Origin of the sequence: Vibrio sp. MA40-2 (genome assembly GCF_047302445.1) — a bacterium.
Classification (GTDB): domain Bacteria; phylum Pseudomonadota; class Gammaproteobacteria; order Enterobacterales; family Vibrionaceae; genus Vibrio.
In genome coordinates this window covers 796,433-817,403 of the sequence record NZ_CP178627.1, presented here as the reverse complement: position 1 = coordinate 817,403, position 20,971 = coordinate 796,433, and the positions used below count along the sequence as shown (strand labels likewise).

Annotated in this window: 9 protein-coding genes and 2 pseudogenes; 7 read left to right on the top strand and 4 right to left on the bottom strand. The window is 43.3% G+C overall.

Going from position 1 to position 20,971, the window contains the following annotated elements; translation table 11 throughout:
- The first annotated feature begins 517 nt into the window (after positions 1-517).
- The 5 genes from ACLKML_RS03515 to wecA all read left to right on the top strand — a co-directional run bounded on the left by ACLKML_RS03515 (position 518) and on the right by wecA (position 15,461).
- On the top strand, positions 518-9,751 hold the full coding sequence (locus ACLKML_RS03515; protein WP_413283683.1) for a tandem-95 repeat protein: 9,234 nt from the start codon (positions 518-520) through the stop codon (positions 9,749-9,751).
- 421 nt (positions 9,752-10,172) lie between these two features.
- On the top strand, positions 10,173-11,309 hold the full coding sequence (locus tag ACLKML_RS03510) for a polysaccharide export protein (RefSeq protein ID WP_413283682.1): 1,137 nt from the start codon (positions 10,173-10,175) through the stop codon (positions 11,307-11,309).
- Positions 11,310-11,376: 67 nt separating this feature from the next.
- Entirely contained in the window at positions 11,377-11,817 is a 441-nt protein-coding gene (locus ACLKML_RS03505; protein ID WP_413283681.1) for a low molecular weight phosphotyrosine protein phosphatase, read from the top strand.
- 153 nt (positions 11,818-11,970) lie between these two features.
- The gene (locus tag ACLKML_RS03500; protein ID WP_413283680.1) at positions 11,971-14,142 is read left to right on the top strand and encodes a polysaccharide biosynthesis tyrosine autokinase; all 2,172 of its coding nucleotides are present in this window, start codon (positions 11,971-11,973) and stop codon (positions 14,140-14,142) included.
- Between the two features lie 200 nt (positions 14,143-14,342).
- Positions 14,343-15,461 (top strand): UDP-N-acetylglucosamine--undecaprenyl-phosphate N-acetylglucosaminephosphotransferase, encoded by a 1,119-nt coding sequence (gene wecA / locus ACLKML_RS03495; RefSeq protein WP_413283679.1) that lies wholly within the window; start codon positions 14,343-14,345, stop codon positions 15,459-15,461.
- Between the two features lie 249 nt (positions 15,462-15,710).
- Here the strand turns inward: wecA and ACLKML_RS03490 are convergent.
- Positions 15,711-15,905: pseudogene (locus ACLKML_RS03490) on the bottom strand (S4 domain-containing protein); the annotation flags it as partial.
- A 10-nt stretch (positions 15,906-15,915) separates the two neighbouring features.
- Here ACLKML_RS03490 and ACLKML_RS03485 point away from each other — a divergent pair.
- A pseudogene (locus ACLKML_RS03485) lies at positions 15,916-16,492 on the top strand (IS3 family transposase); the annotation flags it as partial.
- A gap of 36 nt (positions 16,493-16,528) precedes the next feature.
- Here the strand turns inward: ACLKML_RS03485 and ACLKML_RS03480 are convergent.
- Positions 16,529-17,512 carry a hypothetical protein gene (locus ACLKML_RS03480; RefSeq protein ID WP_413283678.1) on the bottom strand — a complete coding sequence of 328 codons (984 nt, stop codon included), beginning with the start codon at positions 17,510-17,512 and terminating at the stop codon, positions 16,529-16,531.
- A 245-nt stretch (positions 17,513-17,757) separates the two neighbouring features.
- On the opposite strand from ACLKML_RS03480, the gene ACLKML_RS03475 reads away from it, so the two are divergent.
- The gene (locus ACLKML_RS03475; protein WP_413283677.1) at positions 17,758-18,300 is read left to right on the top strand and encodes a tyrosine-type recombinase/integrase; all 543 of its coding nucleotides are present in this window, start codon (positions 17,758-17,760) and stop codon (positions 18,298-18,300) included.
- On the opposite strand, the gene ACLKML_RS03470 is transcribed toward ACLKML_RS03475, so the two are convergent.
- Both ACLKML_RS03470 and ACLKML_RS03465 read right to left on the bottom strand, forming a co-directional pair.
- On the bottom strand, positions 18,220-19,329 hold the full coding sequence (locus ACLKML_RS03470) for an alanine/ornithine racemase family PLP-dependent enzyme (RefSeq protein ID WP_413283676.1): 1,110 nt from the start codon (positions 19,327-19,329) through the stop codon (positions 18,220-18,222). The two genes, ACLKML_RS03475 and ACLKML_RS03470, sit on opposite strands and share 81 nt — an antisense overlap.
- Positions 19,326-20,531 carry a DUF1611 domain-containing protein gene (locus ACLKML_RS03465; protein ID WP_413283675.1) on the bottom strand — a complete coding sequence of 402 codons (1,206 nt, stop codon included), beginning with the start codon at positions 20,529-20,531 and terminating at the stop codon, positions 19,326-19,328. Before ACLKML_RS03465 ends, ACLKML_RS03470 begins: the two co-directional genes overlap by 4 nt.
- Between the last annotated feature and the right edge of the window lie 440 nt (positions 20,532-20,971).

The window sequence follows — 20,971 nt, the reverse complement described above, 5'->3', positions numbered from 1 at the left end:
GGTTCAAAACGACAGGACAAAGTGGAGGCATTGCGATTTTTCAAGTTCTTGTATTCGTTGTTGCTCAGGCGTTAAGGCTTTTTGGTTTTGTGGGGTAATGCCTTGCTTTACAGAGAGTTGGATATAAGAAAACGTGTATTGCACTTGCTAATAAAACGGTACGAACAGCTTGGCTTTATTAAAACAAAATACGAAATACCAACCTGAAATGCTTACGGTTTAACAGATAACTAAGATTTATGCATCATCATTTTGTAAAATTTAAGAATTTATTAGTTCCATCGAATTGCGCAACAAAGCCGACAGAATACACAATAGCAATCGTTAACTTGGTTAAAGTTGTTATGCAAATAGTGGATTGTTTGTATATTTGTTATTAATGTGTTCCATGTGTGTGATATTATAAATATAGTCGTTCGCCGAGCAAGTACGATAGAGGGCATTTTTTTATGTCAGATATTTATCTAATTGAGAGGAGAATATAGTTATTATCGTCATAGTAAAGTTGGTAGGATGAATGTCTGTTGGATCATTAAAATTTGTTTATCTTTTTAGGAAAAATAAATTATTCACAAACGGCTCTTTTTATTTAAAAAGTGCTTTATTTCTTTTTTCTTTAGGGGGCTCATTTTCAGCATTAGCGGCTGATGAGTTAACGTTTGTTGAGTCGTTCAATGAATCATCTATCGTTAGTGACCCTGCTGTCAGTCCTGATGGTCGGTATGTATATGTTGTTTCCTATCCAAGTAACTCTATATTCGTCCACGAAAGGTCGATATTGACAGGTAAGCTCACCTTGATTCAAGAAGTCTCAGATAGCACTAATATTAGGACTGCGTTTGGAGTCGATGTAAGTCCAGATGGAAAGCAGATTTATGTTAGTTCCGCGACAGGTAATTCAATTGCGGTGTATTCTCGAGATAACACCACGGGGCATTTATCTTTTGTGGAGGTACACAAGACAGCTGAATCTGAATTTAGCTCTTCTGGTTTTCTCTCAGTAACTGCAAGTCAAGATGGACTTTCGGTTTATAGTGTAGGGAGTTCTATCGATGGATTGGTTGTTTTTCAGCGTGATACTGATACCGGAAAGCTTACTTTCTTGGAGGAGCATCTCGATAATGCTAATGGAAATTTATTAGACCAAGTATACTATCCTTCGAATGGCCCGATTAATAATGTAGCTATTTCTGAAGCAGGAAATTTTGTTTTTATAACATCTACTAACGACGATGCCGTATCAGTATATGCCCGAGACAGTAACAATGGTTCTTTAACACTATCGTCGACTGTGGTTGATGGTGTCGATGGTGTCGATGGTATCGAAGGTGCTTCTTCTCTAGTATTGTCTGCTGATAATAAGTATCTGTTTGTTAGTGGACAAAGTGAGAATTCTGTTGCTGTTTTTTCTGTTGATAGCGATACAAGTGTATTAACTTATATTGAAAAGAAAACCGATGAAGTAGATGGGATTTCCACCTTAGGGGGAGCCCGCTCATTAGCAATTAGTCCAGATGGGCGTTATTTATATGTAAGTGCATTTACTGATAATAGTATTACAGTTTTTGCTATAGACAGTTCTTCTGGTTCATTAACTTATCTGACTTCTGTGCGGGATAATGTTGATTCAATAAATGGACTGGCTGGGGCATCTGGAATGGAGGTCGATCCTTTAAGCCGACATTTGTATGTGGCAGGGATGAATGATAATGCTATTTCTGTTTTTAGCTTGCCTATACCTGCTATTACTTTAAGTAACACCGTAGCCTCTGTAACTGAAAAAGGAGATTCTATTGTATTAGATAATGCACTTGAACTTTATGATAGTGATGATACAAACTTGGAATCAGCTACTGTGAGTTTTGGCGCAGGATTTAATGCTAATGACCAATTATCAATAACAGCACAGGCTGGAGTTGTAGTGACTCATCAGTCTGCGCAAAGAAAAATTACATTGACTGGTAGCGCCACGTTGGAACGTTACCAAGAAATTTTACGTTCTTTGACTTTCCGTGCGGGCAATGATGAAGCCATCGGTGATGGTGAAACGGCAACACGTGAAGTTAACCTACAGATCTCCGATGGAACAAATCTAAGTGCTACTGTGACGATTACCGTTGTAGTAAATGGCTCAGTAAGTAATTCCGCTCCAATAATTAGCGGTATGCCGTCCACAGTAGTGGAAGAGGATTCAGCTTATAACTTTATACCTACAGCTAACGATGTGGATGTAGGTGATAGCTTAACATTTAGTATCACTAATAAGCCTGACTGGGCAAACTTTAATACAAACACAGGCGCATTGACAGGTACTCCAAAAAACGATGATGTGGGGATTACCAGTAATATAGTTATTAGTGTTTCAGATGCTACAGATAGCACAAGTCTTACGGCATTTAGCATAAACGTAATTAACACCAACGATGCGCCGAGTATCACCATCAACTCCACGTTAACCACCGATGAAGACAATCAGCAGACATTGAGCTTTGCGTTCAATGATGTCGATGGCGACACGGTGACCGCGATCGAGAAAACGGGCCCAGCGCACGGCAGCATCACTATCGAAGGCACCAATATTGTGTACACGCCAACGGCTGACTACAACGGTAACGACAGTTTTGTGGTGACTCTAACGGATAACAATGGGTTCAGCGTTGATAAAACCGTGAATGTGACCGTGAGCAGCGTGAACGATGCGCCGAGTATCACCATCAACTCCACATTAACCACCGATGAAGACAATCAGCAGACATTGAGCTTTGCGTTCAATGATGTCGATGGCGACACGGTGACCGCGACCGAGAAAACGGGCCCAGCGCACGGCAGCATCACTATCGAAGGCACCAATATTGTGTACACGCCAACGGCTGACTACAACGGTAACGACAGTTTTGTGGTGACTCTAACGGATAACAATGGGTTCAGCGTTGATAAAACCGTGAATGTGACCGTGAGCAGCGTGAACGATGCGCCGAGTATCACCATCAACTCCACATTAACCACCGATGAAGACAATCAGCAGACATTGAGCTTTGCGTTCAATGATGTCGATGGCGACACGGTGACCGCGACCGAGAAAACGGGCCCAGCGCACGGCAGCATCACTATCGAAGGCACCAATATTGTGTACACGCCAACGGCTGACTACAACGGTAACGACAGTTTTGTGGTGACTCTAACGGATAACAATGGGTTCAGCGTTGATAAAACCGTGAATGTGACCGTGAGCAGCGTGAACGATGCGCCGAGTATCACCATCAACTCCACAATAACCACCGATGAAGACAATCAGCAGACATTGAGCTTTGCGTTCAATGATGTCGATGGCGACACGGTGACCGCGATCGAGAAAACGGGCCCAGCGCACGGCAGCATCACTATCGAAGGCACCAATATTGTGTACACGCCAACGGCTGACTACAACGGTAACGACAGTTTTGTGGTGACTCTAACGGATAACAATGGGTTCAGCGTTGATAAAACCGTGAATGTGACCGTGAGCAGCGTGAACGATGCGCCGAGTATCACCATCAACTCCACATTAACCACCGATGAAGACAATCAGCAGACATTGAGCTTTGCGTTCAATGATGTCGATGGCGACACGGTGACCGCGATCGAGAAAACGGGCCCAGCGCACGGCAGCATCACTATCGAAGGCACCAATATTGTGTACACGCCAACGGCTGACTACAACGGTAACGACAGTTTTGTGGTGACTCTAACGGATAACAATGGGTTCAGCGTTGATAAAACCGTGAATGTGACCGTGAGCAGCGTGAACGATGCGCCGAGTATCACCATCAACTCCACATTAACCACCGATGAAGACAATCAGCAGACATTGAGCTTTGCGTTCAATGATGTCGATGGCGACACGGTGATCGCGACCGAGAAAACGGGCCCAGCGCACGGCAGCATCACTATCGAAGGCACCAATATTGTGTACACGCCAACGGCTGACTACAACGGTAACGACAGTTTTGTGGTGACTCTAACGGATAACAATGGGTTCAGCGTTGATAAAACCGTGAATGTGACCGTGAGCAGCGTGAACGATGCGCCGAGTATCACCATCAACTCCACATTAACCACCGATGAAGACAATCAGCAGACATTGAGCTTTGCGTTCAATGATGTCGATGGCGACACGGTGATCGCGACCGAGAAAACGGGCCCAGCGCACGGCAGCATCACTATCGAAGGCACCAATATTGTGTACACGCCAACGGCTGACTACAACGGTAACGACAGTTTTGTGGTGACTCTAACGGATAACAATGGGTTCAGCGTTGATAAAACCGTGAATGTGACCGTGAGCAGCGTGAACGATGCGCCGAGTATCACCATCAACTCCACATTAACCACCGATGAAGACAATCAGCAGACATTGAGCTTTGCGTTCAATGATGTCGATGGCGATACGGTGATCGCGACCGAGAAAACGGGCCCAGCGCACGGCAGCATCACTATCGAAGGCACCAATATTGTGTACACGCCAACGGCTGACTACAACGGTAACGACAGTTTTGTGGTGACTCTAACGGATAACAATGGGTTCAGCGTTGATAAAACCGTGAATGTGACCGTGAGCAGCGTGAACGATGCGCCGAGTATCACCATCAACTCCACATTAACCACCGATGAAGACAATCAGCAGACATTGAGCTTTGCGTTCAATGATGTCGATGGCGACACGGTGACCGCGATCGAGAAAACGGGCCCAGCGCACGGCAGCATCACTATCGAAGGCACCAATATTGTGTACACGCCAACGGCTGACTACAACGGTAACGACAGTTTTGTGGTGACTCTAACGGATAACAATGGGTTCAGCGTTGATAAAACCGTGAATGTGACCGTGAGCAGCGTGAACGATGCGCCGAGTATCACCATCAACTCCACATTAACCACCGATGAAGACAATCAGCAGACATTGAGCTTTGCGTTCAATGATGTCGATGGCGATACGGTGATCGCGACCGAGAAAACGGGCCCAGCGCACGGCAGCATCACTATCGAAGGCACCAATATTGTGTACACGCCAACGGCTGACTACAACGGTAACGACAGTTTTGTGGTGACTCTAACGGATAACAATGGGTTCAGCGTTGATAAAACCGTGAATGTGACCGTGAGCAGCGTGAACGATGCGCCGAGTATCACCATCAACTCCACATTAACCACCGATGAAGACAATCAGCAGACATTGAGCTTTGCGTTCAATGATGTCGATGGCGACACGGTGACCGCGATCGAGAAAACGGGCCCAGCGCACGGCAGCATCACTATCGAAGGCACCAATATTGTGTACACGCCAACGGCTGACTACAACGGTAACGACAGTTTTGTGGTGACTCTAACGGATAACAATGGGTTCAGCGTTGATAAAACCGTGAATGTGACCGTGAGCAGCGTGAACGATGCGCCGAGTATCACCATCAACTCCACATTAACCACCGATGAAGACAATCAGCAGACATTGAGCTTTGCGTTCAATGATGTCGATGGCGACACGGTGATCGCGACCGAGAAAACGGGCCCAGCGCACGGCAGCATCACTATCGAAGGCACCAATATTGTGTACACGCCAACGGCTGACTACAACGGTAACGACAGTTTTGTGGTGACTCTAACGGATAACAATGGGTTCAGCGTTGATAAAACCGTGAATGTGACCGTGAGCAGCGTGAACGATGCGCCGAGTATCACCATCAACTCCACATTAACCACCGATGAAGACAATCAGCAGACATTGAGCTTTGCGTTCAATGATGTCGATGGCGACACGGTGATCGCGACCGAGAAAACGGGCCCAGCGCACGGCAGCATCACTATCGAAGGCACCAATATTGTGTACACGCCAACGGCTGACTACAACGGTAACGACAGTTTTGTGGTGACTCTAACGGATAACAATGGGTTCAGCGTTGATAAAACCGTGAATGTGACCGTGAGCAGCGTGAACGATGCGCCGAGTATCACCATCAACTCCACATTAACCACCGATGAAGACAATCAGCAGACATTGAGCTTTGCGTTCAATGATGTCGATGGCGATACGGTGATCGCGACCGAGAAAACGGGCCCAGCGCACGGCAGCATCACTATCGAAGGCACCAATATTGTGTACACGCCAACGGCTGACTACAACGGTAACGACAGTTTTGTGGTGACTCTAACGGATAACAATGGGTTCAGCGTTGATAAAACCGTGAATGTGACCGTGAGCAGCGTGAACGATGCGCCGAGTATCACCATCAACTCCACATTAACCACCGATGAAGACAATCAGCAGACATTGAGCTTTGCGTTCAATGATGTCGATGGCGACACGGTGATCGCGACCGAGAAAACGGGCCCAGCGCACGGCAGCATCACTATCGAAGGCACCAATATTGTGTACACGCCAACGGCTGACTACAACGGCAACGACAGTTTTGTGGTGACTCTAACGGATAACAATGGGTTCAGCGTTGATAAAACCGTGAATGTGACCGTGAGCAGCGTGAACGATGCGCCGAGTATCACCATCAACTCCACATTAACCACCGATGAAGACAATCAGCAGACATTGAGCTTTGCGTTCAATGATGTCGATGGCGATACGGTGATCGCGACCGAGAAAACGGGCCCAGCGCACGGCAGCATCACTATCGAAGGCACCAATATTGTGTACACGCCAACGGCTGACTACAACGGTAACGACAGTTTTGTGGTGACTCTAACGGATAACAATGGGTTCAGCGTTGATAAAACCGTGAATGTGACCGTGAGCAGCGTGAACGATGCGCCGAGTATCACCATCAACTCCACATTAACCACCGATGAAGACAATCAGCAGACATTGAGCTTTGCGTTCAATGATGTCGATGGCGACACGGTGATCGCGACCGAGAAAACGGGCCCAGCGCACGGCAGCATCACTATCGAAGGCACCAATATTGTGTACACGCCAACGGCTGACTACAACGGTAACGACAGTTTTGTGGTGACTCTAACGGATAACAATGGGTTCAGCGTTGATAAAACCGTGAATGTGACCGTAAGCAGCGTGAACGATGAACCAATTGCTGTAGATGATCACAGTTATACGTTTACACAGAGCGATAGTGGTAGGTATACGCTAGATGTATTGGCGAACGATACTGATAGTGACGGTGATGCTTTGCAACTGGAGTGGGTTATAACCGACTCCGGTGCAGTAAGTTATCAGAATGGTTTCATTACTCTAGTTGCTGATACTTTAGGGGAGTTTACTTTGAAGTATAGTGTCAGTGATGATAATGGTGGTAATGATGTTGCTGAAGTAACGGTTGTCATTGTTGCTGACGAAGGCTCAGCGCCGATCGTGACGGCTCCGAATGCAATAGACGTTAATGCGACAGCGTTATTTACAAAAGTAAATTTAGGCGTTGCAGTGGCTTCAGACAGTAATGGTAGCGCGTTACCAATATCTTTGGTTGAGGACAATACTTTTTTCGCGCCTGGACTTCACACCATATATTGGGAAGCAACCGATTCTAATGGTCGGCAAGGGGTAGATAGTCAGCAAATTACAGTCCACCCATTGATTTCTTTTGGTAAGGATGACGAGACAACTGAAGGTACAACGCATTCTGTCGAGGTTTATCTGAATGGTGAAGCACCTAGCTATCCAGTAACGGTTCCTTATGTCGTTAGTGGCAGTGCAGACTCTTCTGATCACAACTTAATTGATGGTGAAATTAATATTACTAGTGGCACAACAGGAAGCATCGATTTCACGATTGTGGACGATATGGTGGCAGAAGGGCCGGAAACGATCATTATTACATTGGGTGATGGTTTAAATAAAGGCAGTAAGTCTAGTTATACATTGAATATTCAGGAATCCAATGTCGCTCCAAAAGTCAATTTAGCCATTACACAAGATGGCGAGAGTCGCAGTGTGGTAGAAAGCAATACCAATATGGTTACAGTGACAGCAACCGTTGAGGATGCGAATATTGAGGACACGCATTCGTATACTTGGATCAATGATGATTCGTCGTTGGCGAATGTCAGTACAGACGACAATGTGTTTGCATTTTCGCCTGAAGGGTTGTTGGTTAGTGTTTATCATTTAACCCTTGAGGTCGATGACGGGAGCGAAGTGGTATCGAAAGATATCTATATTGAAGTGACTGATCAATTAGCAACACTAACCGCGAAGGATAGTGATGGCGATCTGATCCCTGACGATGAAGAAGGGTATACCGATAGCGATAACGACGGTATACCAGATTATCTCGATGCGATAAGTGAATGTAATGTTATCCAACATCAGGCACTTGAATCTCAGGACTATTTGATTGAAGGGGAACCAGGCGTTTGCTTACGTAAAGGGGTGACACTGGTTGATAACCAGACTGGCGGTACACAGTTGCTAACCAGCGAACTAATTACTGATAGTAGTGCGGCGAATATTGGTGGTATATTTGATTTTGTGGCTTATGGATTACCGACACCAGGACAGTCTTATCAGATAGCACTTCCACAACGCCTACCTGTACCAGCAAGTGCGGTCTATCGGAAATATAGTGAGGCCAGTGGTTGGATAGATTTTCAAATAGATGCTGACAATTACATTTCCTCTTCCGCGGGTGAAGAAGGTTACTGCCCTCCTCCAGGGAGCAGCATGTGGAGCGAAGGATTAACGGAAGGTCATTGGTGTGTGCAATTGACTATCGAAGATGGTGGTCCTAACGACGATGATGGCTTGGCTAACGGGACGATTGTCGATCCTGGTGGTGTCGCGACGACTTCTCAAAATATACTTCCGGTAGCGGTAGATGATAATGTGTATGTGGCAATTAACGGTTCATTACTGATCGATGTATTGGACAACGACAGTGACGCCGATGGCGATACGTTGTCGATTAACAGCGCAAGTGTCAGTTTTGGCACTGTGTCTATTGAAAATGATCTTATTGTCTATCAGGCTGCCGATGAATTTTATGGTACAGATACTATTGAATACAGCGTTACAGACGGAAATGGTGGTACTGCTTATGCAGAAGTTACGGTTAATGTGACACCATCCGCCGGTGGAACAGTAAGCAACAGTGCCGGTGGAGGAAGTATAGGAGGATTGACTGTCTTGATCTTAAGTCTCTTGGGCGTTGCGCGAAGCCACTGCCGTCAACTGTCAGCGGTATTATTGACCGTGTGTAGCTTCAATAGTCAAGCGAACTGGTTTATCGATGCGAGTTTAGGTCAAAGTATTGCAGACAATCGTGAGACAGAATTTGATGAGTTCGTACAGGATAAAGAGAGAAGTGCGCTAGCTTGGTCTGTTGGCCTTGGGTATCAATTGACAGCAGACTGGAACGTTACAGGACGTTACCTTGACTTAGGGGAAGGTAGCGCAACATTAAGTACTGATAACCGAATTGAACCAACTACCTATCATCAAAGTGTCACTAAGGTGACACCAGTGCTAGCAGAGGGTTTTGCTATTGATGTTAGTTATACCTTATTGAAGGATAACCATGCGAAAGTAAATGCTGTTATTGGCGGTTTTGCTTGGAATGTGGACTTTGATAGTACATACCAAGAAACGAACATGACGAGCAGTGAGAATGGTATCGATCCGTATATAGGTGTTAGCTTTGACTATAAGCTGACTGACGATTGGTATGTAGGTTGGCAGTTTACACGTTATTTTATTGATTTGAATGATGTCACCACTATGGAACTGACACTCCAATACTATTTTGATAATTAACGTCGTTCGCTTTCAGGGCATTTAAATAGCGAAAGAGTCTCGATCTAGAAATAGACGAGACTCTTTTTTTGTTAATGAAAGCTGCAATGTGTGCTGAAGGATGTGTATGTGTCAGCCATAATGCGCAATAGAACTCTTGCTGAACTTTTTTTGTGTTTCCCACTGAAAATGTTGGAGACATTCAACTAGGTTGATAATAAATACAAAATATGGATAATACATTGCGGTCTAAATTGACTGTTAGTATTGGTATGTGTATTGCCACTCACTATTCAATGTGGCAGCCGTTCCATGTTTATTATAATTGGAAGCAAGATCTCATTTTTCGCTCCATTTACTCTTTGCAAGGCTGTATAGCTTATAGAATCCGTGGCTGTTATTGTTGAGTGTCACGATACATTCCTTTTATGATTTGGTTAACATGAAAATTAATAAAAATCGTCTCCTTTTAGTACTGCTGCCTGCATTTCTGGTTGGGTGTACTGTTCCTGGGTCTCACCTTTCTACCGATAATAAAAATGTGATCCTTGCTGCTGAAGATGAGACACAACCGGACATCTCAGATGTGGTTAACTTGTACCCTCTTACCGCACAGTCGGTGGCCAATTATCGTAGTGAAACTTTGTCGGTTTCTCTGGCTAATCCTAAATTAGATGCCGATATTGCTTTGTATGAATATAAAGTCGGTGTCGGTGATATTTTAAATATTACTATTTGGGACCATCCTGAACTGACCATTCCTGCAGGCTCTTATCGCAGTAGTGAAGAAGCCGGTAACTGGGTACACGCCGATGGCACTATTTTTTATCCTTACATTGGTGTGGTACAAGTCGCGGGAAAAACTGTTCGTGACATCCGTACCGATATTGCCAGCCGCTTAGCAAAATACATCGAAAGCCCTCAGGTAGACGTTAACGTAGCCGCGTTTCGCTCTAAAAAAACCTACATTACTGGTGAGGTTGCTACACCAGGTCAACAATACATTACCAATATTCCTTTAACTTTACTCGATGCCATTAATCGCTCTGGTGGGTTATCTGAGGATGCCGATTGGCGTAATGTGTCACTCACCCGTGACGGCATAGAGGAAAATCTTTCGTTGTACGGTTTGATGCAACGTGGCGATTTAACTCAAAATCGCTTGCTGCAAGCGGGCGATATAGTGCACGTGCCGCGTAACGATGCGCAGAAAGTGTTTGTGATGGGCGAAGTTAATGAACCTAAGTTACTTAAAATTGACCGAGTGGGCATGAGCTTAACTGAGGCGCTGAGCCAGGTGGGCGGTATTAGCCAACTTTATGCCGATGCAACCGGAGTGTTTGTGATTCGAACCTCCGATGATAAATCTGAACGGATGGCCGATATCTACCAGCTAAATATGCAAGATGCCTCCGCTTTGGTGATTGGTACCGAATTTGATTTAAAACCTTATGACATTGTGTATGTGACCGCTGCGCCCATCAGCCGTTGGAACCGTGTGATTGGTCAGTTAGTGCCGACCATCTCCGGCTTTAATGAATTGACAGAAGGTGTACTACGCATTCGTAATTGGCCATAAGCTAAGGTAGAATAGACATTAGACCACATTTTTATTGTGGTCTATTTTTTATAGTTGAAAGAATATTATGTTTAATAAAATTTTAGTGGTATGTGTGGGCAATATTTGCCGTTCACCTACTGGCGAGCGAGTACTGCAAACCTTGCTACCAGATAAACAGATCGCCTCAGCAGGTATTGCTGCCGAAAAAAGCGGACTAGTCGGCAAACCGGCCGATAACAGTGCTGTTGCCATTGCCGCAGAGAATGGGGTTGATGTGGCAAACCACCAGTCTCAACAACTGACCGCCCAGCTTTGTGCTCAGTATGATTTGATCTTAGTGATGGAGAAAGGGCATTTACAGGCTTTGACTGAAATATCCCCCGAATCTCGTGGTAAAGCGATGTTGTTTGGCCAATGGATTGGGCAGAAAGATATTCCCGATCCGTATCGCCAGAGCCGCGAAGCCTTTGAACATGCTTATCAATTGATTGATCAAGCCGCGCGCGCGTGGGCGAAAAAGCTGTAAAGCTTAAATTCTCTCAGGTTTATGTTTTGCAACATTTAAGTACCGCTTAAGATGGTGTAAGCTAAGCCACGACTGAAAAATCATACAAAAAAGCATGCGGCAAGTCGTTAGCATGCTTTGTTAAATCGTACTCTTTTAGGAACTCGCAATCTAATGACAACACAACCATCTCAGCAATCATATTCTGATCACTCCGATGAAATAGATTTAGGAAAACTGCTTGGTATTTTACTGGATGCTAAATGGTTCATTATATTCATCACCTTCTCCTTCGCTGTATTTGGTGTTGCTTTTGCGCTGCTTTCTACCCCGATATACAAAGCCGATGCCTTGATTCAAATTGAACAGAAAAGCTCTGGTGGTATCTCATCCATGGTGGGTGATATGGGCGATCTGTTTGCTCAAGAATCGTCGGCTACTACTGAAGTGGAGATCATCAAATCTCGGATGATTTTGGGCGAGACAGTCGATAAATTTAACTTAACTATTGTTACTTCCCCTGTCTATATGCCCTTGGTAGGTAAAGGCCTGGCTCGTTTAACCGGTGAGATTAATACGATCTCGGTTGGTCGTTTTTTGCTGCCAGATTATGCCAGTCAATATGGGCATACCATACAGATTGTTGATGCCGAGCAAGGCACTTATCAACTGGTTCGTGAAGATGAACGGGTTATCTTGCAAGGCAAAGTAGGCGAGCTGGCCAACGTAGATGGTTACAGCTTATTTGTCGCGGGCTTTGACTCTAGCAATGGCTTTGAGTTTGCTATTGGTAAGCGTAGTCGACTAGAGGCCATTGAATGGCTCAAGTCTTCCTTATCTTTGGCTGAACAAGGCAAACAGACCGGTATTTTGAAATTAAGCTTTGAAGGCGAAGATAAACAGCTGATTGCCGAAATACTTAACCATATCAGCCAGATCTATTTCTTACAGAATGTCGAGCGTAATTCAGCTGAAGCAGAGAAAAGTCTGGCTTTCTTAGAAGGCCACTTACCAGGTATTAAATCGAAATTGACAGATTTTGAAAATACCTTAAACAATTATCGCCAAGAGAATGAGTCAATAGATCTTGGCCTAGAAGCGCAATCCACTTTGCGAGTGATGGTTGAGCTTGAAGCGCAGTTAAATGAACTGACTTTTAAAGAGAGCGAAGTTAGCCAGCGCTTTACCAAAGACCACCCTACTTATAAGGCTCTTATTGATAAGCGACAAGTTTTATTGAGTGAAAAAGAGCGGTTAAATAAGCAAGTGCAAAAGTTGCCGAAAACGCAACGAGAGGTGCTGCGTATGACCCGTGATGTAGAAGTCAACCAACAGATTTATATTCAACTGCTTAATAAAGTGCAAGAGCTGAGCATTATTAAAGCCGGTACCGTAGGTAACGTGCGTATTTTAGATGATGCGCAAACTTATTCCCGAGCAGTAAAACCTAAGAAGCCACTGATTGCTGTGTTAGCCACCTTACTCGGTGGTATGTTAAGCGTTGCTTTAGTTTTGGTTAAGGCTGCTTTCCATAAAGGTATTGAAAGCGCCGATCAAATTGAACAGATTGGTTTATCTGTTTATGCTGCGGTACCTAAATCTGCTTTGCAGATTGAGCTTAGTAATCGCTTTAAATCTAAAAAGCACAAAAATCAAGGTACGCAAGCCTTGCTGGCAGAATCTAACCCCGCCGATCTTTCGGTGGAAGCATTACGTGGCCTTCGCACCAGCTTGCACTTTGCTATGTTAGAAGCAAAAAATAACATTGTGATGATTTCCGGTCCGGCGCCGAGTATTGGTAAGTCGTTTATCTCAACTAACTTTGCTGCGGTTGCAGCGAAAACCGGCCAAAAGGTATTGTTAATTGATGCTGATATGCGTAAAGGGTATTTGCAACAAAGCTTTGGTGTGGGTTGGGATAATGGTCTTTCTGATTTACTAGGTGGCAAGCAAGAGAACGCTCAAGCGGTGAAAGCCACGCCAGTTGAAAATTTGGATATTATCACCCGTGGTCAAGTGCCGCCTAACCCATCGGAATTATTAATGCACCCGCGCTTTGCCCAATTATTGGACTGGGCGGCGCAAGAGTATGATTTAGTTATTGTCGATACCCCACCAGTCCTGGCGGTTACCGATCCAAGTATTGTTGGCGCGCTTGCTGGCACCACATTAATGGTGGCCCGTTTTGGTCAAAATACCATTAAAGAGATTGAAGTGGCGCGTAATCGTTTTGAACAATCGGGTATTGAAGTGAAAGGGGTTATCTTTAACGCTATTGAGAAGAAAGCATCTAGCTCGTACGGTTATGGTTATTACAACTATGCGTATTCAAGTGATAAAAAATAGCCATTGATAATAAATAGTCATTAAATCCGCTATTAATAGAAAATTTTTTTACATTTGAATGCCAGTCAGCTTTGCTGATTGGCATTTTTTATTATTAAACGAGGCAAATATGAGCTATGCTATGCAACGCTAAGCACAGCGTGCTAGCGTTATTTTTATTAAAAAAATTCCATATCGTCAGATGCTAATTGATTAATATTATGTTTTTAGAACTATTTTTTGTGTTTATCTCGTCGTTTTTATTTCTTTTTATGCTGCGTAAAGCGGCTAGAAAGGTTGGGTTAGTTGATAAACCTAACGCAAGAAAACTTCATAAAGGTGCGATTCCACTGGTTGGAGGGCTTGCCATATGCATTTCTATCACTCAGTTGTTGGTATTTAAACCGGATCTTATTACTCACAGTAAGTTGTTTATTGGCTGTATTGTTTTACTCGCCGTGTTAGGTGCGTTTGACGATAAGTTCGATATCAGTGTGAAAATTAGGTTGTTGGTTCAAACTGCTCTAGCGATTGTTATGCTGAATGTCGCCGATATCGAATTATTAGATATTGGCAATATTGTTGGCGGCGGCAATATCCATTTAGGCTTACTCGCGCCTATTGCCACTATTGTGGCGGTTATTGGTGCAATTAATGCGTTTAATATGGTTGATGGTATTGATGGTTTGCTTGGCGGGCTATCGATAACGGTGTTTGCTGGCCTATCTTATTTACTGTTCGACAAAGGGCAAACCGGCTTAGCCTATCTGTCTATCGCAATCATTGTGGCCATGATCCCGTATGTTTGTATGAACCTTGGCATATGCGGAAGGCAACGAAAAGTCTTTATGGGCGATGCGGGCAGCATGGTAATTGGTTTTAGTGTGATTTGGTTGTTACTAGAAGCTAGCCAAAACTCTCAGCATAACAGTGGCCCGATTATGCGCCCAATTACTGCGTTATGGCTTATTGCCGTACCACTGATGGATATGGCAGCGATTATGATCCGCCGTATACGTCGCGGTGTGTCACCATTTAAACCCGATAGAGAACACCTTCATCATATTTTCCAACGTTTAGGTTTTTCTTCGCGGGAAACGTTACTCATTATCTGCTTAATCTCAGTTTTTTATGTCAGTTTCGGTATTTATGGTGAAATGAACGCGATTGATGAATCGGTTATGTTTGCGCTGTTTATGTTCTGTTTTGCGATTTATGCAGTTTCATTAAGTTATGTGTGGCGTATTACTCATTTTTTACGCAAGAGGCTTAAATTGCACCGGATACGTAAGCTACGTAAAACATCAGTTGCTGGTGTTTTGGAAAGCGATAACGTGTAAGGTAATTCTAATGTGTAAATAGGGCGACAACATGTCAACCTAATTACCATTTGATCTAACTGTAATTTCATCTAATTATTTTCTGATCTAACAGCTATCTGATTTGATTGAAGCTATCCACTATTATTGACGCTATCCACTGTTTATTAAGGCTAATACAGTGGATAGCTTGTAGTGATTTGCTTGTAATGAATAGCTTGTCGTGGCAAGTAATTTACACAAATACTTATGTTTATGTATACGTATCGGTTATTTCAGTTTGACTAAGCAAAAGTGCTTCTTACCACGCTGAATTAACCAGCACTGATCAAATAACGCAAAGTCGGGCTGTGGATTAGTTGGGGTTATGTTTTCACCATTTACACTAATCGCATTATCTTTGATTAGCTTTCTGGTGATACGTTTGGATTTCGCTAATCCTGATTCAACCAACAACTCTACCACATAAATATAAAAATCGGGCTCAGAGCACATAGCTATCCCTAATTATTTAGAGCGTCAATTTGCAGTGACGGCTCCAAACAAAGTTTGGGTTGGAGATGTAACGTTTGTGTGGACAGGAAATCGATGGGCATATCTCGCGGTAGTCATCGACCTATTTTCACGTAAGCCTATTGGGTGGGCGATGTCTTTATCACCTGATAGTAAATTAACAGGTAAAGCACTTTCAATGGCCTTTGAATCACGAGGTCAACCGGAAGGTATTTTGTTCCACTCGGCATCCAGGGAAGCCATTATACAAGTAGGAAATATCGTCAATTACTTTGGCGTTATCGAATCAAGCAGAGCTTATTACGCAGAGGAAACTGTTGGGATATAGTCCGATGGAACGTTTCTTCAGAAGTTTGAAAAGTGAATGGATCCCTGAAAATGGTTATCGTACTTTTTCTGAAGCTAAAGAACAGATTGTTCGGTACATTATTGGATATTACAGCCAGCTTAGGCCCCATCAATATATTGGAGGATTAACACCGAATGAATCGAAACGATTATTCTGGTTAAACTCCGACATCGTGGCCAATTATTCTTGACCACTTCAAACTGCTTCTTATGTTGAGAGGATAAGGCTATTTCACTTCGTATCTAAGTAGAACTTCATTATCTAAAACAACATTTGTTGACCAAATGAAGCTCGCTCCATCACCACTGAATTTCTCAATAAAATTCATGTAAGATTTCTTGTTATTCACACCAATTTGATCTTCTGAGTATTCAGTTGCTCGCGGCCATGAAACTGCGTCAAAATCTTTTGCCATCCAGTTACTTGGAGTTTCCCAGTGAGCTGCATAAGCATTTTCACCGTTATCTGTACCTTGTGTTGTACAGTTCTCCGATAGTCGCTCACCATCAACTTCACTCAGGCAACTTAAATCATAGATTGGTGCAGTATAAAATGTCTGTGCTTGCCAGTCGGAACCTGTCACAGTACCGTCACTAAAGCTGGCGATAAAACCACCATCGCCTGGGTGGAATGCCTTCCCACGGTTGTCTTCTGTACCTAAACCTAAATTTTCTTCCCAATCAATTACTTTTACAGCAATAGTGTATGGCTTATTTACTTTGAATTTTACGATACTAGAGTTAAACGGTGTGAAAGGTACAGTGTCTACTGCAACGAGCTGGCCATTAATATATAGCTCGAAATAGTTGTCAGCAAAGATGTAACCAGTGATCTCTTCACCATCAGGATCAATAACAGCTACAGGCACAGAGGCTTCATCCACATCGGCTATGCTTTCGGGTGTGATGTTGGCGCACTCTTCATAAAGATCGACCGCTTTTGGCGCAGTTGTAAAATGGTTTTGAGCAGGGATTGTCCACACTTTTCCATCAGCGTCAGCAATTTCACCGATGCCTGCAACACGGCTTCGACCATTCGCACACTCAAAAAGGTTTGCTTCTACTGTTTTTGCAAGACCTTGGGTAATGCTAGCTGAGCCTTTGTAATCACTAATTGCTCCAGTTACCGTTAGGTCGGAGGATGGAGAGCAGCCAGCCAGCAGCAAGGCGATAGACGCAAGAGCGAAAACTTGATTGTTTGTAGTACCCATCAATAAAAATCCAGTAGTAAGTATGAAGCTTAAGTGTAGTTTTCAGTCTCAACAAATCAATATGTTGAGCTACATAAATAGTTGGCGCATATATTAGGCTATGTACTGTAAATTAACGTAAGCGATGTGCAATTTTCAGTAAATGAGCTTCTAGCCCGAACTTTTATATCTAGTCCCTCATAACTCATAAATGTCCATTTCCTTCCAACTACAATCGTGATGACCAAATTTAAAAGGAGGTCATCATGGTAGTTTTCAACAAAACGAAACGAAGTGGCGTCAAAAAGCCTTTTCGGCTTGAGGAGATTTGGCGGATCAGAACCAGATTAGAAATTGAAAATAATTTGATACAGCTTGCGTTGCTCAACTTAGCTATTGATAGCAAACTTAGAGCAAGTGATTTGCTCGTTCTCAGAGTTTGCGATGTATCTTCGCAAGATAGGATATTTAACCGCGTTAAGCATATCCAGCGCAAAACAGATATTGAAGTTCAATTTGAGATAACGACAAGAACTCAGCAGAGTCTAATGAAATGGATTTTGATGGCTTCGCTACATGACAGCAATTTTATTTTCCCAAGCCAAAGGCGAAAGCAACAACCGATTAGCTATTCGTACTATCGATACTTAGTGAGGAGATGGGCTTCTAATCTGGGGTTGGATCCTAACTTGTATGGCACTCACTCGATGAGGAGAACAAAAGCGACGTTAGTCTACGCAAAAATTATGCGTTCCATCTTGCTTTCTTCTCCCTTTAGGTGCCTTAAAATATTTATTGATATAACGTGAAGACATAGAAGATAAGAGCGCACTGTAATCTAAACCGAATGTGATTCTTTCCCCTACAAATAGTGGTTTTTGTGAGGGTTCAAGGACAAGATGATCACTGGTTGAAGACATGATCTTAATCCCATTCGGAGCCTTAAGCCCGCTGACACAAACATCTTGGCGGCCTAATGCTAGAATAGCTTGTGAGACCTCCCCTCTATCTTGAAGGCTTTCTTTTTCACCAAAAGCATTTCCCCCCCGACTCCCCCAAGGCAAAGTCGGTTTAGTCTTGGATTCAATCACTTCAGCGGTCAAAGAAACCGCATTCGTATGTAAGCCTTTGATATTTTCGTGCTCTAAAGGCTCACAGCCTAAAAAAATTGCTTCTCCTATACGAAGGTTATTTACTCGAGTTAAGCCTGTTCTCTGAAGAGCCCAGTTAACTGAAGCAGAATTACCCCCTGAAATAATCTCTAGACTGATCCCAAATGTAGCTTCAATTCCATCGGCAAGCTCAGAAAGAATATTCATATTTTGATCATCTGGAGCGACACCATACCGACAGGCTAAATTCGTACCAATTCCTTTTATCGTGATGTTTGGTAAAGAAATAACTTTTCGGATAAAATCAATAATATGATGGGGCATCACACCTTCTCTGAGATCGCCAAGCTCAACCATAATAATGATACCGTGACGGCAATTTTGTTGTTCCGCTGCATGTGAAAGCCTCTGAATTACTTCAACTTCAGAATTTAAACTCATATCACTGTATTTTATTACGCTCGCCACTTGACTTAGCATGGGTGTACGTATGAGCATTTTAGGGATAGCAATGCCAGATTCAGTCATCTTTTGAAGATTTTCGATTCTTGAATCGGCTAACATTGTTGCGCCAGCATCAATAAGAACTTGTGCGATGATAGGGTGGCCGAGGAAGGCTTTTGTTACAGGTGTAACGGATATATTTTTTAGTGAGAGCTGAGTAATCAGGAACTGAGCGTTATGGTGAATCTTCCCACAATCAATGTCTAATCTAGGGTAGTTCACCCTTTTGCGGCCAGTTTACTTGCTATTATAGGGAAAGCTGACGTTACGATGTGCAGCAGATGTTCGACAGGCTGTGATAATGCATCAGTAACCGGTATACCAAATTCGGTAGTGTAGCTGTCTATCACACAGCGTGTTTCATCTAAAGACATATCTTCATGATTCAGTGTTAGTCCAATAACATCGGTATTAGAAAATGTTTCGATAAGATTGATTTCTGAGGCAATCGAAGGCATTGGGCAATCAGGAAAATCACTACGATATAAACGTTTAGGAGCATGTTGCAATATCACACCCGCTGGACAACTGCCACGTAAGATAAATGCGCTGGTTGAAAACGCAGGGTGACTCAAGGCTCCTTGCCCTTCAATAATAATCAGGTCCGGATTTTCTTTTTCATAGGCCTGTACAATGACAGATTCCAACTCACCGGCACAAAATTGTGAAGGGACAGCATCGAGTGCAACGCAGTATTGTGCGCCTTGCATAATACCTGTTTGACCAGTGGCAATCAGAACGACGTTAAGGCCTTTTCTAGTCAGTTCATTCGCCAATATTGTTGCTGTTGTTCGTTTTCCTAGCGCGCAATCCGTCCCCATTACAGCAATTCTCGGACATTTAACGTTATGTATTTTGCCGCTAAACGTTTTCAGATCGCCTTTACTTTTGGGTTTGCGAGTATCGAATATTCGAACGTTATTCTTTAAGCTAGCTTCTAAAAATAGAGGATCATCAGTTAGGAATTCATGCAAGCCATTTACGATGTTCATTCCTAGTGACATGGCATTTAAAATGATGCTTTTATCTAAGTCAGATAAAAAACCACTTGATGGCGCGATGCCAAAAATGAAGTAATCGGGAATGCTTTCCGCGTGAATGATAGCTTCTTCAGCATTGGCAAGGATCGGTATTCCATTGGCTTTGTTATCAAGTACTTCTCCAGCATCTAAGCCGGCAGATACACTATCAATAACCGATAGAATACGATAGCTTAATGAATGCCTCACTAGCCCATTAGCGGTTTTACCATCAATTTCACCGAAATTACCTTCGCAATATATAATTGCCGAAGGGATGACAGGTTTCACTTTCTGAGCAAGTGGTAGCCAAGGAGCGATATGGGTTGCATCGTAGTTGGTTTTGAAATTTTCAATTCTAGTGAGTTTGAAGATGTTTCTTAACTTTTGGGTTGAAATAGACATAATTAAAGCCTGCGGTGAGGCTTAGGAGGGCAACTAAGGAGTGCCGAGATGCGAGTTCGGAAAAGAAAAGAAGTCCCGACTAAGCGGTAGGGATAGAAACTAAGGTAACACACTCACCAGACTTTTGTTGATTATTATTCATATGCTTTCTAAGTCTATCACTTTCAGGCTTCACCCATACTAACGTGACTGATTAGATATCTACGACTCATTGTTCAACGTCGCCGTATCAACCTCTCAGCTTTGAGGTTTCAAGATACTTTTTCTAATATCAGTTAAGTGAGTTAGAGTTTTTGATCTAACACATTTTGTCCACAAGTTTGTTATAGCAATAATTCTGCTAGTTAGTTTTTACTCTGAATCTTCTTATAGTTGCCAATCTTCAGCATATCTGTAGCCTTAAATAGTTGAAATTGGGTTTAATTCGACGTTCTATCTTA